The 14,401-nt window shown below is 60.2% G+C and carries 9 protein-coding genes and 1 rRNA gene; 6 read left to right on the plus strand and 4 right to left on the minus strand.

Going from position 1 to position 14,401, the window contains the following annotated elements:
- The 3 genes from VHD36_05875 to VHD36_05885 form a co-directional block, all read right to left on the minus strand.
- Positions 1-1,957: ribosomal RNA gene (locus tag VHD36_05875) — 23S ribosomal RNA — on the minus strand; the annotation flags it as partial.
- 795 nt (positions 1,958-2,752) lie between these two features.
- Positions 2,753-3,703 carry an SMP-30/gluconolactonase/LRE family protein gene (locus VHD36_05880; GenBank protein ID HVU86828.1) on the minus strand — a complete coding sequence of 317 codons (951 nt, stop codon included), beginning with the start codon at positions 3,701-3,703 and terminating at the stop codon, positions 2,753-2,755.
- A 63-nt stretch (positions 3,704-3,766) separates the two neighbouring features.
- Positions 3,767-4,396, minus strand: a complete 630-nt coding sequence (locus VHD36_05885; GenBank protein ID HVU86829.1) for a transposase — start codon at positions 4,394-4,396, stop codon at positions 3,767-3,769.
- A gap of 550 nt (positions 4,397-4,946) precedes the next feature.
- On the opposite strand from VHD36_05885, the gene VHD36_05890 reads away from it, so the two are divergent.
- The gene (locus tag VHD36_05890) at positions 4,947-6,065 is read left to right on the plus strand and encodes a hypothetical protein (protein HVU86830.1); all 1,119 of its coding nucleotides are present in this window, start codon (positions 4,947-4,949) and stop codon (positions 6,063-6,065) included.
- Between the two features lie 104 nt (positions 6,066-6,169).
- Positions 6,170-7,432 carry a PQQ-binding-like beta-propeller repeat protein gene (locus VHD36_05895; protein ID HVU86831.1) on the plus strand — a complete coding sequence of 421 codons (1,263 nt, stop codon included), beginning with the start codon at positions 6,170-6,172 and terminating at the stop codon, positions 7,430-7,432.
- 35 nt (positions 7,433-7,467) lie between these two features.
- Here the strand turns inward: VHD36_05895 and VHD36_05900 are convergent, their stop codons facing one another.
- Positions 7,468-7,800 carry a hypothetical protein gene (locus tag VHD36_05900; GenBank protein HVU86832.1) on the minus strand — a complete coding sequence of 111 codons (333 nt, stop codon included), beginning with the start codon at positions 7,798-7,800 and terminating at the stop codon, positions 7,468-7,470.
- 241 nt (positions 7,801-8,041) lie between these two features.
- On the opposite strand from VHD36_05900, the gene VHD36_05905 reads away from it, so the two are divergent.
- The 4 genes from VHD36_05905 to VHD36_05920 all read left to right on the plus strand — a co-directional run bounded on the left by VHD36_05905 (position 8,042) and on the right by VHD36_05920 (position 14,264).
- Entirely contained in the window at positions 8,042-10,447 is a 2,406-nt protein-coding gene (locus VHD36_05905; GenBank protein ID HVU86833.1) for a peptidase, read from the plus strand.
- A 316-nt stretch (positions 10,448-10,763) separates the two neighbouring features.
- Positions 10,764-11,426, plus strand: coding sequence for a PEP-CTERM sorting domain-containing protein (locus tag VHD36_05910; GenBank protein ID HVU86834.1), 663 nt, complete (start codon positions 10,764-10,766; stop codon positions 11,424-11,426).
- A 140-nt stretch (positions 11,427-11,566) separates the two neighbouring features.
- Positions 11,567-12,343 (plus strand): PEP-CTERM sorting domain-containing protein, encoded by a 777-nt coding sequence (locus VHD36_05915; protein HVU86835.1) that lies wholly within the window; start codon positions 11,567-11,569, stop codon positions 12,341-12,343.
- 412 nt (positions 12,344-12,755) lie between these two features.
- The gene (locus VHD36_05920) at positions 12,756-14,264 is read left to right on the plus strand and encodes a tetratricopeptide repeat protein (GenBank protein ID HVU86836.1); all 1,509 of its coding nucleotides are present in this window, start codon (positions 12,756-12,758) and stop codon (positions 14,262-14,264) included.
- The last annotated feature ends 137 nt before the right edge of the window (positions 14,265-14,401 follow it).

The raw sequence follows: 14,401 nt of genomic DNA on the forward strand, positions 1-14,401 counted from the left end.
ACCTTAGGACCGTCATAGTTACGGCCGCCGTTTACCGGGGCTTCGGTCGAGAGCTTCGCCTTGCGGCTAACCCGCTTCCTTAACCTACCGGCACCGGGCAGGCGTCAGACTCTATACATCCTCTTGCGAGTTCGCAGAGTCCTGTGTTTTTGATAAACAGTCGCTGAAGCCGATTTACTGTGACCCCCGATGGCTCTAAACCTTCAGGGGCACCCCTTATCGCGAACTTACGGGGCCAATTTGCAGAGTTCCTTAACCAGTGTTCTCCCGAGCGCCTTAGACTTCTCGTCTCGCCTACCTGTGTCAGTTTTAGTACGGTCACTTGAGCTTCAACCCTTAGGAGCTTTTCTTGGACGCCTCGCTGATGACTTCCCGAACATAAATGCGGTCGAGACAGTCCGCCGGCTTGCGGGGGCGGATTTACCTTTCCCCCACCGGCTGACAGGCTACGGACGTTTCTAATCGTACCGCTCACCTTTGAGACGCCGTCCCTCCATCGGTCCACTCAAGTGGCGCAGGAATGTTGACCTGCTATCCATCGTCTACGCCTTTCGGCCTCGACTAAGGTACCGGCTAACCCTGGGCGGATTTACCTTCCCCAGGAAACCTTAGGCTTTCGGCGAGCAGGATTCTCACCTGCTTTATCGTTACTCATTCCGGCATAATCACCTGTAGACCCCGACACCGCTCCTTACGGTACGGCTCGTATCTGGCCTACAGCGCTCTCCTACCAATACACAAACCCGAGGGTTCGTGTAGTCCACTGCTTCGGTGTAGAACTTACTCCCGATCATTATCGGCGCAGAATTGCTCGACTAGTAAGCTGTTACGCACTTTTTAAATGGTGGCTGCTTCTAAGCCAACATCCTAGCTGTCATTGCAACTCAACTTCCTTAGTGACTAAGTTCTACTTCGGGACCTTAGCAGATGATCTGGGTTGTTTCCCTCTCGACCGCGAAGCTTATCCCTCGCGGACTGACTCCTGAGATAGTCGCAACGGTATTCGGAGTTTGGTTCAGCAGAGTAGTCTGGAAGGACCCTCAAGCCGATTCAGTATCTCTACCCCCGTTGCGTAGTGGCTCAAGGCTAGCCCTAAAGCTATTTCGGAGAGAACGAGCTATCTCTGCGCTTGATTAGACTTTCACTCCTCCCCACAAGTCATCCCCTCGGTTTTCAACCCAAGTGGGTTCGGTCCTCCACGCGGTATAACCCGCGGTTCAACCTGCTCATGGGTAGTTCGTGCAGTTTCGCGTCTACCACCAGCGACCATTTGTCGCCCTATTCAGACTCGGTTTCCCTCGGGCTTCGATCCTGAAGATCTTAACCGAGCCGCTGACGGTAACTCGCCGGATCATTATGCAAAAGGCACGCCGTCACACATCCCCTTGCGGGTATAGTGCTCCGACCGCTTGTAGGCACATGGTTTCAGGTTCAGTATCCTCCCCTAGCAGGGGTTCTTCCCATCTTTCAGTCGCCCTACTGAGTTTACTATCGGTCGTCAGGTAGTATTTAGCCTTACGGGATGGTCCCCGTAGATTCAGTCGGGGTTCCACGTGACCCGACCTACTCAGGTACTCCTCGGGAGGCTGCTCGTTGTCGCGTACGGGACTGTCACCCGCTATGGTCCAACTTTCCAGATGGTTCCGCTAACAAGCCGCTTTGTAACTCCCATGTGAGAAGCCCTACAACCCCGCGAAGGAAAACCTTCGCGGTTTGGGCTGTTTCCCGTTCGCTCGCCGCTACTGAGGAAATCGATTTTTCTTTCTTTTCCTGCGGTTACTGAGATGTTTCAGTTCGCCGCGTTGGCGACGTACGCCTATGGATTCAGCGTACGCCAGTTCGGGAATCCCGGGATCAACACTCGTTTGACAGTTTCCCCGGGCTTTTCGCAGTCTTCCACGCCCTTCAAAGCCTCCTGACGCCAAGACATCCCCCATGCGCCCTTAGTAGCTTGACCACATAGACCCAAAACTCTCCTCAACGCTCGAAATGACTCGCCGAAGCGAACCACCCTGTACGAGAGGAAAAGCGTTGCATCCGGTCGGCTACGTCGATCGTCCGCAAAGCGTCCCAAGCGCGGGAACATTGCGTCGATCAAGTAACGATTCGAAATCTCCGACCGACTTCACAACGCGCCGACAGACAAGTCCGAAGACCAGCCCGCCGTCGCGTCATTCCATCAGTCGCCTACTAAGTGCCGTGAGAACCAGCCCGCGCGCTATTCCGCGCTGGCTGACTCTTATTTAAGAATGCCACTTTTCCACAACCAAATTGTCAAAGATCGACAGAGCAACAAACCATGCCTGCGCTTTTACGCTCAGCCGGCCCATCGCTCCGCTGTCGGTTGGACAGAGGCTTGCCCCGCGAGACACTTGCGAACGACCGAATGCCGCTCGTCGAATCCCCGGAACTGGCCTCTAGCCAGCCGCCACTCTCTCTTCGGACCCTTCTTCAGACTCTTACCGGTCTCCCCTTCACCCTCATGGGGAAACGGCGAGTATACCGATTTGTTTTCGACCCAGCAAGGCACCTTGGAAACAACTTTTCAGGTTCTTTCGCAGGCGCTGAGGGCACCGCGACGGCGCCGCCCACTGGCCCCCCCCCGACCACCAATGCCCCCCCAAAAAATCGACGCTTCCGCAGTGCGGCGGGCCCAGATTGTGGCGGAAAGCTTTCTACGCCGCTAGGGGTTGTCGGTTCATTTCCTCCAAAACAATTTGCTCGGCCGATCGCGGTATCGCCGCCGTTTCTGTTACCCGGCTGACCAACGCGGATAGGCCACCTGCCCGGGATGGTCGACCCGAGTCTTGACCACGGTTTTGCCCGCCGTGACGTAGATCGTTCGCCCGTCCGGTCCGCCAAAAGCCAGATTCGTGATCACATCTTCATAGATGGGAATGCGCCCCAACAATTCACCTCCCGGAGAGATGATGTAGATGCCCGGCGGGACGTCCGACGTTTCGGCCCCGCTTCGCGCTGCCATGACGCCGGCCGCCACGTACAGATTGCCCTTCACATCCAGACGCATCCCGTCGCCTCCGCGGCCCGGGGCGAAGTCGTACATCAATCGCTGACCGCGGGGGTTGCCGGACGCGTCGAGGTCAAAGCCCCAGATCTTCCGATTGCCGCCGTCCGTTGGACAGGCGTCCACGACGTAGAGCTGTCGGGCGTCCTGGGTCACAGCCAGCCCGTTGGGACGATCGATCGTGGGCTGTTCGAGGATCCGCGTCACGCGCCCATCAAGATCGATGCGGTAGACGCCTTCCTCGCGCATCTCCATCTGCGAGCGGTCCCAATAGCAGGGATCGGTGAAGTAGACGCGCCCTTGGCCATCGACGCAAATATCATTCGGCGAGTTATAGCGGACGCCGTTGTATTGATCGGCGAGGACTTCGTATTGGCCGGTCACCAGGTTGGTGCGCGTCACGCGCCGGCCGCCGCCAGGGCCGAACTCCGCCCCCTCGCAATGATACAGCCGACCCTGCTGATCGAAGGTCTGCCCGTTGGTGCGATAGCTCGGCTCGCGAAACACGGACAACGTGCCGTCGGCCGCCAGCTTCATGATCCGGTTGTTGATGATGTCCGAGAAATAGACATTTTCGTCGGCATCCACCGCCGGCCCTTCGGTAAACGCCAGGCACACCACGGTTTTCAACCGTGCTTCGGCAGCCGCCGCCGGCAGGGGAAGTTCTTCGTATCGCATCGCCAATTCCAACTCGAATTGAATTATTTAGCCGCCGAGCTCGCTCGGCGCTTCTTCGCGAATCTAACCGAGCGCCGGGCAAGCCCGGCGGCTAAGTAGCGGCGCGTTCGCCCATCCCGTCAACGGCACGACAAAACTCCAGCGTTGCGGCGGTTTGGCGTCGCGTCCAGGGTTTTGCTCAACATAACGAATCGCGCGATCAATGTCCTTGGCCGAATACAAGAACACCGACCAACTACCCTTGGCCCACACCGGCCGGCTTTCTTCGGGCCACACTTGTTCTTTGCGCAGCCGCTGTGTGGCGCGCGCCTTCACGTGGCTGACGATGCGTCGTACGTGGCGCTCATGCCAGGAGATAACCAAATGCACATGATCGGACATGATTGCGCACGAGTGAACGGCATACTTCGATTCGTCGACCGCCGATGCGATCCCACGTGCCATGGCCCGGGCCTGTATGCCAGTTAACCGCACTGACGGAAATCGCATCGCGCGTTTTGCCGCGCGGCGCAGGTTGTGATCATGACGAACGTGCGCAACGGAACGGCGTGCATCGGTTTTTGTCGCAGCACCAAATTCGTACAGCTCGCGGCTGCCGACGTAGCGCGACCACGATCCGCGCGGATCGTTTGGGAGCCAAAAGCCGTAGGCGCCGAACACCGAATGGAACGCCAGCACTCTTCGAAACGCCATCGCTAGCAGTGCCCCCGTTTCTACGACTCATTGATATTCAAAAGTCGGTCAGGCGGCGCCATTATTGATGCTGAAAACCGCCGAGCAAGCTCGGCGGCTAAATAGGGGAACGGCGATGTCGGGACTGATTTCGGCAGCACCACCACTAGTGACAGCGTGGCCGCTACAGCCGCATTGACGCTAGCAAACGCTTTCCCCTAGACTCCCGCCCGCGCGGTCAATTCTCCCCCGGCCATTTCAACTCTTTCGAGGGGTCTTCGCGGTGATTCGTCGACTCCAATTTGTGGCATGCTTTGTCGGTGCATCGCTCGTCGCGGCTTGCACGGCTGCGGCCCCACCGACAGCGGAAGCAACGGACACCGTGGCCGCCGATACGCCGGTCAAAAAGCCCACCCCTGGGTTGAAACCGCGCACACCACCACGGCGAACCAAAGCCGCTACACCCGGCAACGCGGCCAGCCCCGAAAAGCCACGAGAAGAACCCTCCCCGCGCCAGCCCGATCGCGCCGTGAAGCAGGCCTCGGCTTCGCTGCCGACGGGACGCCGGCCAATGGCGCCCCTCGCGCCGGCCGATGCCAAGCATGCCGAAGCCGCAGCCCGCGCCCTGGGCGCTGAGATCGAGATCATTCAGACTCCCGCCGGCAAACAATTGCGTGCCGTGCGGTGGCACGGCGGCGACGAAGGATTGGAGCAACTACAGAACCTGCCTGGCCTGCTATGGCTCGATCTGGAAGGAACAAAAATCACGGACGCCGCCATGGCCAAAGTGGGCCTGCTCACGCAGCTTGAAGGATTAAAGCTCGGCCACACGCGGATCACTGACCGCGGCATCGCCTACTTGCGCACGTTGAAGGCGCTCGAAGGCTTGTCTCTGCCTGGCACCCAAATCACCGCGGCGGGACTGGAACATTTGGCCCCGCTTGCCCGGCTGCGCATGCTGAATCTCGCCTCGACCAAGGTCGGCGATCCGGGCTTGGAAAAGCTCAAGCGGCAGCGCCAGCTCGACGAGTTGAACCTCAGCGATGCGCAGATCACCGACAAGGGCCTGGCGCACCTCAAGCCGCTCGTGCGGCTGCGCACGCTGCAACTGGCCGATAACGACATCACCGACGAAGGGCTGGCCCAGCTTCGCAACACGCCGCAGATCGAAACCCTCTGGCTCGGCAACACCAAAGTCGGCGATGCCGGCCTGAAGAATCTGCACCTGACACCGCGACTGAAGCACCTGCGTCTCGACGGTACCGCCGTCACGGACGCGGGCATCGGTCAGCTTGCCGGGCTGCGCGGGCTGGTGTGGCTGGACGTCGGCAACACAGCCATCACCGACGAAGGGGTGGCGCAAATCGTGACCATCTCGCGGCTCGAAATGCTGGTCCTGAGCGGTACAAAGATCACGAACCTGGGAGCCAACCAGCTCGTGTCGCTCGAACAGCTCGGCTTTCTGGCTTTGGCCGGCACGGAAATCGACGACACAGCACTGCCGGCCATCGCCCGTCTGAAGCGATTAGAAGTTCTCGACCTCGACGGCGCGGCTGTCAGCGACGCCGGGCTGACCGCGCTCGCACAATTGCCGGTGCTGCACTCTCTCAGCTTGCAAGACACACAGGTCACTCAACAGGCGCTCTCCGCAACGTTTCGCAACCGACCGAAGTTAACGATCGTACGCTAAAGCGATCCCGGCTCGAACTTTGTCTTGCACGCCCCCGGCGGATCGGCCAGCATGTAATGACCCCGCTGCCCCCCTCCCATACCCCGCCCAAAGAGTTCCCTGCCGTGCGTCAGCCGCCCGAACGCGATCCAATTTCCCGCGCACGAACCTTGGCGCTGCTCGCCGGCGGCTTGTGGGGTTTGGTGCTAACCACGAGCAGCGTCGTGTACGCCGGCGATTGGCCGCAATTCCGCGGACCCGACGGCCAAGGACATTCCAGCGAGCGCGGGCTGCCCCTGGAGTGGAGCGAAACGCAGAATGTCGCCTGGAAGCAGCCGCTCGAAGGGCTAGGCTGGTCAAGCCCCGTGATCTCCGGCGGTCAGGTCTGGCTAACGACCGCGATTGCCGAAAAAGGCGCGCTCAAGGCGGTTCGCCTCGATGCCAAGACCGGCCAGCAGATCTCGTACTTCGACATCTTTCACAAAGACGATCTCGGACCGATCCACACGAAAAACAGCCATGCCTCGCCCACGCCGGTGATCGAGGGGGACCGGATTTATGTCCATTTCGGCGCCCACGGCACGGCCTGCCTGTCGACCAGCGGCGAAGTGCTGTGGCGCAATCAAGAGCTCGCCTACGACCATCGCCACGGTCCCGCCGGCTCGCCGGTCATCTGGCAAGATCTGCTGATCGTCAGTTGCGACGGCACCGACAAGCAATTCGTCGTGGCCTTGGACAAGAAAACCGGCGAGATCCGCTGGCGCACCGACCGTAGCGGGCGGATGGCCTATTCGACGCCGCTGGTGATCCATGTCGACGGCGGCATGCAGTTGGTCAGCCCGGGCGGCGACCAGGTCGTGGGGTACGCGCCGGCAACCGGGACTGAGATCTGGCGTTTCCGTTACGACGGCTATTCGGTCGTGCCGCGGCCTGTGTTCGGTCACGGCCTGGTCTTCGTCAGTTCGGCTTACGATTCGCCGGTACTGTACGCGATTCGCCTGCCTGGCGAGGGAGACATCACGGAAACCGCGGCGGCCTGGTCGATGCGCCGCGGAGCGCCGAACAATCCTTCTCCGGTCCTGGTGGGCGACGAACTGTACGTCGTCAGCGATCTAGGCATTGCCACGTGCGTCGACGCGGAAACCGGCGAGCAGCACTGGCAATCGCGCTTGGGGGGCGGTTTTTCGGCCTCGCTATTGGCCGCCGAGGGACACATTTATTTCACCAACGAAGAAGGCCTGACCACTGTGGTCGCTGCCGACAAGACGCTGAATAAGTTAGCGTCGAACCAGCTCGACGGCCGGACCTTGGCATCCCTGGCAACGGCCGATGGCGCGATCTTTTTGCGCACGGACAAAGCGCTCTATCGCATCGAAGCGGCGAAGTAAACCACCCGTCTTATCGCGCGGATTAGCAGAACCTGCTACTCCGACTCGACATCGTTCCGATGCTGCTCGTCCGCGACCAGCGCGCGGACTGCAAGCAGGATCACAAGCGCCACGATGGTTAGGCCCCAAACGATGCCTAGCGCCAGGCCCAAGCGCTCGAGCGCCGCGGCGCCAGGGGCATCCTGAAGCGCGGCCAGCAGCCGCGCGACCGTTAAAATCAGCACGATCGCAATCGGCAGGAAGAGCGTGCCGGCCAGCAGCCAGAAGATGAATCGTCGCAATTCCGGTGGCAAGCGTTTTTCTCCTGTCACCGCCGCGTCGGCGGCCCGGCACTGTCGCCCGAGCGAAAGCTCATTCCACGGCGCCAACGGCCGACATTCTGCGACCGTGCCCTACCCCCTGTCAACGTGGCGGGCCGCTGCGCGGGGTGCGCCACTGCATTGACTCGCTCTACCGGCAGGGGACAATGAAACTGGTTATCGAAACTGGTTATCGGCCGAGAACGATCGTCTCCGCGAATACGTTCAAGCGGGCGCACGCGTCATCCGGACGGGCCAGGCGCAGGTGCGGCAAGTGACCAGCGGACTAGGAACAGCAGAGTCCCTCAGCATGGCGACTTCGGCATTTCTGCAGCGCAGCCTGGCAGCCGTTGCTTGCGCTTGCGCCATGTTCCTCGCCGTCCCGACGGCAGACGCCGCGCGGATCATCATGAAAGATGGCCGCATCCTGGAAGGCAACCTCATCGAGCTGGCCAGTATTTCTAACAAGCCCCTCAAGCCCAAGGCCGAGGGAGCGCCATCGCCCAAATTAATCGTGCTTTCCGACGATGGCTTGCGGCGCACCTACGTCTTTCAGAAGCAGATCGAGCGCGTCATTGAAGGCAGCACCGGCGATCCGCCGGAACGTTTTTTGTTCAAGGACCAGCGCGTCGTGCGCGACGGCGGTCGGCGCATCCAGACACTAGGTCCCCTGAAAAAGATTTCGCCCTTCGACGAATGGGGCCGGCGCACCGTCGAAATGGTAAGCGACAAGGGCACCATCACGGTCTTTCAAGGCATCAGCGAAATCACGCCGACCTGGACCCGGGTCGAGGGCTTGAGTCTGCGCGACGCCACGCCGTACCAGTGGGATCAGCGCCTGGCCACGACGTCGATCGCGCACGAACTGCTGGCCAAGATCGTGGCCCGGCATATCAATCCTAAGGTCATCGACCAACGATTGAAGATCGTGCGGCTGTACTTGCAGATGGATCGCTACCAGGAAGCCCAGGCCGAGTTGGCGCAGATCATCAAGGATTTTCCCGAGCACGCCGAGCAGTTCAAGCGGACCGAGCGCGAACTGACGCAGCGCGCCGCGCAGCGCATGCTCAACGAAATCCAGGTGCGCCGCGAAGCCGGGCAGCATCAATTCGCCATCCACTGGCTCGAGAACTTCCCGCACGAAGGGGTCGCCGGCGAAATCCTGCAGAAGGTGAAGCAAACCCTGGAAGGCTATCAAAACGAATTCACCCGCGGCAAAAACGTGGTCGCCAAGATCGACGCCTTCTTGGCGTTGATTGCCGACACGAAGATGCGGGAAAAGATTCGCCCTATCCGCGACGAAATCGTGGCCGAGCTGAATCTCAATACGCTCGATCGCATGACCGCCTTCGAGCAGTCGATCGACGATGAGTCGATGGATGCCGAAGAAAAGTTGGCACTCGCCATCAGCGGCTGGCTGATGGGGAGCAACGACTCGATCCGCAAGCTGCCGGTGGCAGCTTCGCTCTTTACGGTCCGCAACAAGGTGCGTGAATACCTGGAAGAACCGAACAAGCCGACGCGGAACGAAATCCTGGAAAGCCTTGAAAAAGAAGAAGGGGCGACGGTCGAATACGCCACGCACCTGGTGGCCAATATGCTGCCCACGCGCACCACGCCCGACCCCGATGCGAAGACGCCGGGCTTCTACGAGATCATGCTCGACAGCATCGACGACGAGCCGCCGCTTACCTATTTCGTGCAGCTACCGCCGGAATACGATCCTCACCGGGTCTATCCGACTATCCTTACCCTGCACGGAAGCGGTTCGACCGCCAAGGAGCAAATCGACTGGTGGGCCGGGGCCATGGGGTCGGACGGTGGACGCATGGGCCAGGCCGGACGATACGGATATATCGTCATCGCGCCGGCCTGGGGCAAAGAACAACAGTCCAGCTACGGCTACTCGCTGCACGAACATCTGTCGGTGCTCCATACGCTGCGCGACGCCTGCCGGCGCTTCGCCATCGACACGGACCGCGTGTTTTTGACGGGGCATTCCATCGGCGGCGACGCCGCCTGGGACATCGGACTCGCGCATCCAGACCTGTGGGCCGGCGTCATTCCGATCGTCGCCGTGGCCGACAAGTACGTAAAGCATTACTGGCAGGAAGCCCGCTTCGTGCCGTTGTACGTCATCGAAGGCGAGATGGATGGCGACAAAATTGCGCGGATGGCGGCGATGTTCGACAAGTGGCTCACCACGAGCAACATGAACTTCACGCTCGTCGAATTTCAGGGTCGCGGCCACGAACATTTCTCGGACGAGATTCTGCGCCTCTTCGATTGGATGGGGCGATTGAAGCGCGACTTCGCCCGGAAGGAACTCACGGGCTATTCGATGCGCTCCTGGGACAACTTCTTCTGGTGGGTGGAAGTTGCGGACCTGCCGCCGAAAACCATCGTCGATCCGACCAGTTGGCCGCCCCCTTCCGGCACGCGCGCCGCCGAGACAACCGCTCGCGTAAACGCCAACAATGGGATTCACGTGACGACCGGAGCCGATCGGGTCACGGTCTGGCTATCGCCCGAGGTAATCGATTTCAAGCGGAAGATCACGGTGAACGTCGGCGGGCGGGGCATTAAGCTCAATGGTGACCTGCAGCCCAGCTTGAGCGTGCTGCTCGAAGACGTTCGAACCCGGGTCGCCCGACTGCACCCGTTTTGGGCGAAGGTCGAAACGCCTGGCGGTCGCGTGAACGTGGCCGGCCGATAACCAACCCCCCCGCTTGCTCATAAAACGATCCCTTTTTCGAGCGCAAATCTCCACTGCACATGGGGGGTCTAATTGGTCTTTTGGCATATATCGGGATAATTTCTACAAGTTTCTTGACCCCACCCCTATTACGGTTAGACTCGGAACGCTTGGGGATTTATTGCGCTGATTTCTGCACATCGGGGAGGAGCCGCTAATGATTCGAAATCAGAAACTCCTAACCCTTTACGCGGGCATATCCTGCGCTCTACTTAGCTTGGCCCTCTGCAGCCTTGCTCCCCGTCGCGCCCAAGCGACCCAAATCCTGGTCGGTGCCATGGCAACGAATGTTGATGGCGCGACGGCTTCTTGGATCGGCTTCGAGACCCTGGACCCAGTTACTGGTGCATGGTCAATCCCTGGCAGCATCACCCTGCAATCCGCAGACGGATCGGTCGTGGGAGAGATCACTAATCTCAGCGGAGCCATCGACGCTGACCCCTCCGCGAGCGTCACCTTCGGCGTCGTGGCGGGAAGTGCAGATACGAGTTTCACGATCGTCTCGAGCGTTGTTTCTTTCGCACCGCTTACCGATCCCGTGGGGACCGCGGGCGCATCGGTTACCGTGACAGATTTCAATAACTCTGGTTCTGCAAGTCTGGTCGGACAGTACCCGGGGCCATTCAGCTTCGAGGCGCTCTACAACGGCGCGAACGTATTTACGTCTTTGGACGGGCCGGCGACCGTGTCGAGCGTTGGCGGGTCGAACACGCAAACGGGAAACGTCTTGTCGACCACTATCCCCGGCGCCGTGTCGAGCATCCAAGCCTTGTTCTCGTTCACGTTGTCGGCTCACGACTTGGGCTCGGGAACGGGAACTTTCACCGTGTCGCCGTCGCCTCCGGTGCCCGAGCCTTCGACGCTGGGCCTGCTGGCCATTGGATCAGTCGTACTACTGGGGGTTGCCCGGCGACGATCCAACAAGAAACTGTCTCGCTAGAACGCGCCGAATGAAGCGCAATCGGATTCGTTGGACGAAAAAATCTGAAAGTTTTTTGATCAGCCCCGCTACTTGGGTAGATTTGACGCTGCCCGTTGGCCGCTTCCAAAACGACATCTGCTGTTAGCCCGCTAGGAGTCATGCTGATGAGCTGCACCAAAAGCGAATGGAACCGCGGGCTTCGGGGCGGAATTGCGCTCGGATTTCTTCTAGCCGCCGCATTGCTTGCAGCGGTCAATACCGCGCATGCGACGCCGCTCGTGCAGATCGCTAGTGTTCAAGTCTCCAGTTCGTTGGGCTCCGGCGAATATGATGTTGACGTTCCCTTCTCCCCGTCGGGCGATTACAGCTTCGTGTTAACGTCCCCTGTCAGCATCTTCTCGAACGACGTAAACCATAATCTTTTGGCCACGATCAACCCCTTCGGCTTGGCGGTGAGCCTGAGCAGTGATCCTGCGGCTGGCCTCAGCTTCGGCGTATTGGCTGCCGGAGTGCCGACCAATTTCGTGATTTCCACCATGCCTGTGACTTTTGCGGCGCTGAATAGCCCGGTAGGCATCGCCAGCGCCGCCCTGACCGTGACCGATCTGGACGCAACCGGCGCGAGTATTTCTGGGGCCTATCCAGGAGCGATGTCATTCCAGGCTGCTTCCAACGTGGGAACTTTTGCCTACCTTGCGCCGTCGATTTCGGCAACTGCCCAACAGTCGCAGGCCTCGACCCCCAACGTTCCGCCGACCGTCGGAAACGTCCTCGGAGCGATAACGAGCGTTCAGAGCACGTTCTCGTTCCAGTTGTCGGCCAATGACCTCGGCTCGGGCAGTGGCACGTTTTCGGTTCCCGAACCGGCCACGTTCGCCCTACTGGCGATCGCCGCGATAGGTCTGGCGGCAGTTCACCGCCGCCGGAGTTCCTAATCGCAGTGGTCGCGCGACCTTCTAGCGCATTCCGTGCCGCCGCAGGCTGCTGGCAATGGTGCTCTCCGGCTCGATGGTGTCGCCAGCCACTTTTCTAACGAAGCGCGCATGCTTCTTGGGACGTGAGCCGTCGCCTTGCGCCAAGCATTGAAAAGTGCATCGTTCTTCGGGGGCAGCAAATGGCCGGCGCGCGGCGATCGACGGCCGCCACCATCTGTCTTGAGTAAATCCGTAAGAATTCGCCATTTGCCGATTCTTCGGCGGCCGGTGACGGAAACACCTGGCGAAACGGCGTCGAGCGGCGCTCGCGAGGGTGAATATTTCGTTATTCGCTCGCCGGAAACCCTTTTTGCGCGTACAAATTAGGAGGTAGGAGCGGCGCGCGCAAACCTCTTGTTCGGAGGATGTTCCGATGCGTTTTCGACACAGTACGTGGGTCGCGGTCTGGCTCGCCGCTGGATTAATTTGCCTGCCGCAAAGTGCCTGGGGCCACGGCGGTGGTGGTGGCGGACACGGCGGAGGAGGTGGAGGCCACGGGGGCGGCTTCGGCGGTGGCTTCGGAGGCGGGTTTGGCGGTCACGGCGGTGGATTCCACAGCGGTGGGTTTAGCCACGGCGGATTTGGCGGCTATAGCGGTGGCATGGGCCACAGCTTCTCGCCCTCGATGGGGCACAGCGGCTATCACGTTGGCGGTTCTCAGCTCGGCGGTTCGCACATCGGTGGCACGCACTTCGGCGCCACGCACAACGGCGGCATCGTTGGCTCGCGCGGGATCACCGGCCACAACAGCAGCATGTCGCACATCAACCAGTCGATCGTCAACAATGCCGGCGGCCATCACCTTGGCGGAACGGGCAACACCGCGCTCGGCGCCCACAATTCCGGATCCTCATTGCACGCCGGCAACCACCTGACCGGTTTGAGCCACACGGGCAACCATCAATCGCAGTTCCTCGCAAACCACGCCTCGCATACGACGGGCTTCCGGGGCAATCAGTTGCACAATGCGAACCTGGCCAACGGCCATCACGGGAATTGGCACAATGGAAACTGGCACAATGGCCATTTCCACAACGGCAACTTCAACCGTGGGTTCTTTCCCTTCTTCGGCTTCGGCGGCTTCTGGCCTTTCTGGGGCTTCGGTTACAACAACTGGTGGTGGAACCGCTGGGCCTTCTGGCCGTATGGCTTCGGCTATCCGTTCTACGGCTATCCGTTCCTGGGTCTCTATGGGCTCTATGGCTATGGCGGATACGGCTACTACGGTGGATCAGGATACGGTTACGGATATCCGTATTACGCCTACAATCCGTACAGTCTAGATACCTACGGAACCGACGAGTTGGCCGACGCCAATCAGCAGGCGGCACAAGCTCAGCCCGCGCAGATCGGCGAATTCGCCGCCGTGGGAGAGACCGATTTCAAAGCCGGCAGTTACGACGCGGCTGTCCGCGACTGGCGCCACGCCATCCTCGACGATCCCTCCAATGGCACGCTGGTACTCATGTTTGCGCAGGCGTTATTCGCGACCGGAAAGTTCGACGAAGCCGCCGGTGCCGTCCAGCAGGCCATGCTCATGCTGCCTGCTGATCAGTGGGGCGTCGTCGTCAAGAACTACACCGAGCTTTATCCCAAAATCAGCGAGTACACCAAGCAACTGCGGGCCCTGGAAACGGCCGTCAAAGAGGAGCCGGATTCGCCAGCCCTCCGCTTCCTGGTGGGCTATCACTACGGTTACCTGGGCTATCCCAAGGACGCCGCAAAGCAGCTCGAAAAGGCCAAGACATTGGCGCCGCAGGATGACCTGACCAAGAAACTGCTCGAACAGTTTTCAGAAGACAAGGAGGCTGATAACAAGCCGCAGGCCAAAAAGGAGGCCGAGCTGCCGCCACAGGCCAAAGCGGAAGTGCCCGGCTTCTAGCAGCCTGTTGAAAAAAGCCCTCGTGGCTTTTTTCAACCTCGCCAAGTGCGAAGCAAAGCTTCGCACGGCTCGCAAAATAACGACTTACGTCGATATTTTGCCATCGCATCCCTGCGATGTCGCAGCCCGTTGAGTTC

Source organism: Pirellulales bacterium (assembly GCA_035546535.1).
Lineage (GTDB): Bacteria > Planctomycetota > Planctomycetia > Pirellulales > JACPPG01 > JACPPG01.

Excerpts from the sequence above, each read along its gene's own strand:
- VHD36_05880 (HVU86828.1), bottom strand. The coding sequence starts at position 3,703 with ATGCGATACGAAGAACTTCCCCTGCCGGCGGCGGCTGCCGAAGCACGG.
- VHD36_05920 (HVU86836.1), top strand. The coding sequence starts at position 12,756 with ATGCGTTTTCGACACAGTACGTGGGTCGCGGTCTGGCTCGCCGCTGGA.
- VHD36_05905 (HVU86833.1), top strand. The coding sequence starts at position 8,042 with ATGGCGACTTCGGCATTTCTGCAGCGCAGCCTGGCAGCCGTTGCTTGC.
- VHD36_05910 (HVU86834.1), top strand. The coding sequence starts at position 10,764 with ATGGCAACGAATGTTGATGGCGCGACGGCTTCTTGGATCGGCTTCGAG.
- VHD36_05915 (HVU86835.1), top strand. The coding sequence starts at position 11,567 with ATGCTGATGAGCTGCACCAAAAGCGAATGGAACCGCGGGCTTCGGGGC.
- VHD36_05890 (HVU86830.1), top strand. The coding sequence starts at position 4,947 with ATGGCGCCCCTCGCGCCGGCCGATGCCAAGCATGCCGAAGCCGCAGCC.
- VHD36_05885 (HVU86829.1), bottom strand. The coding sequence starts at position 4,396 with ATGGCGTTTCGAAGAGTGCTGGCGTTCCATTCGGTGTTCGGCGCCTAC.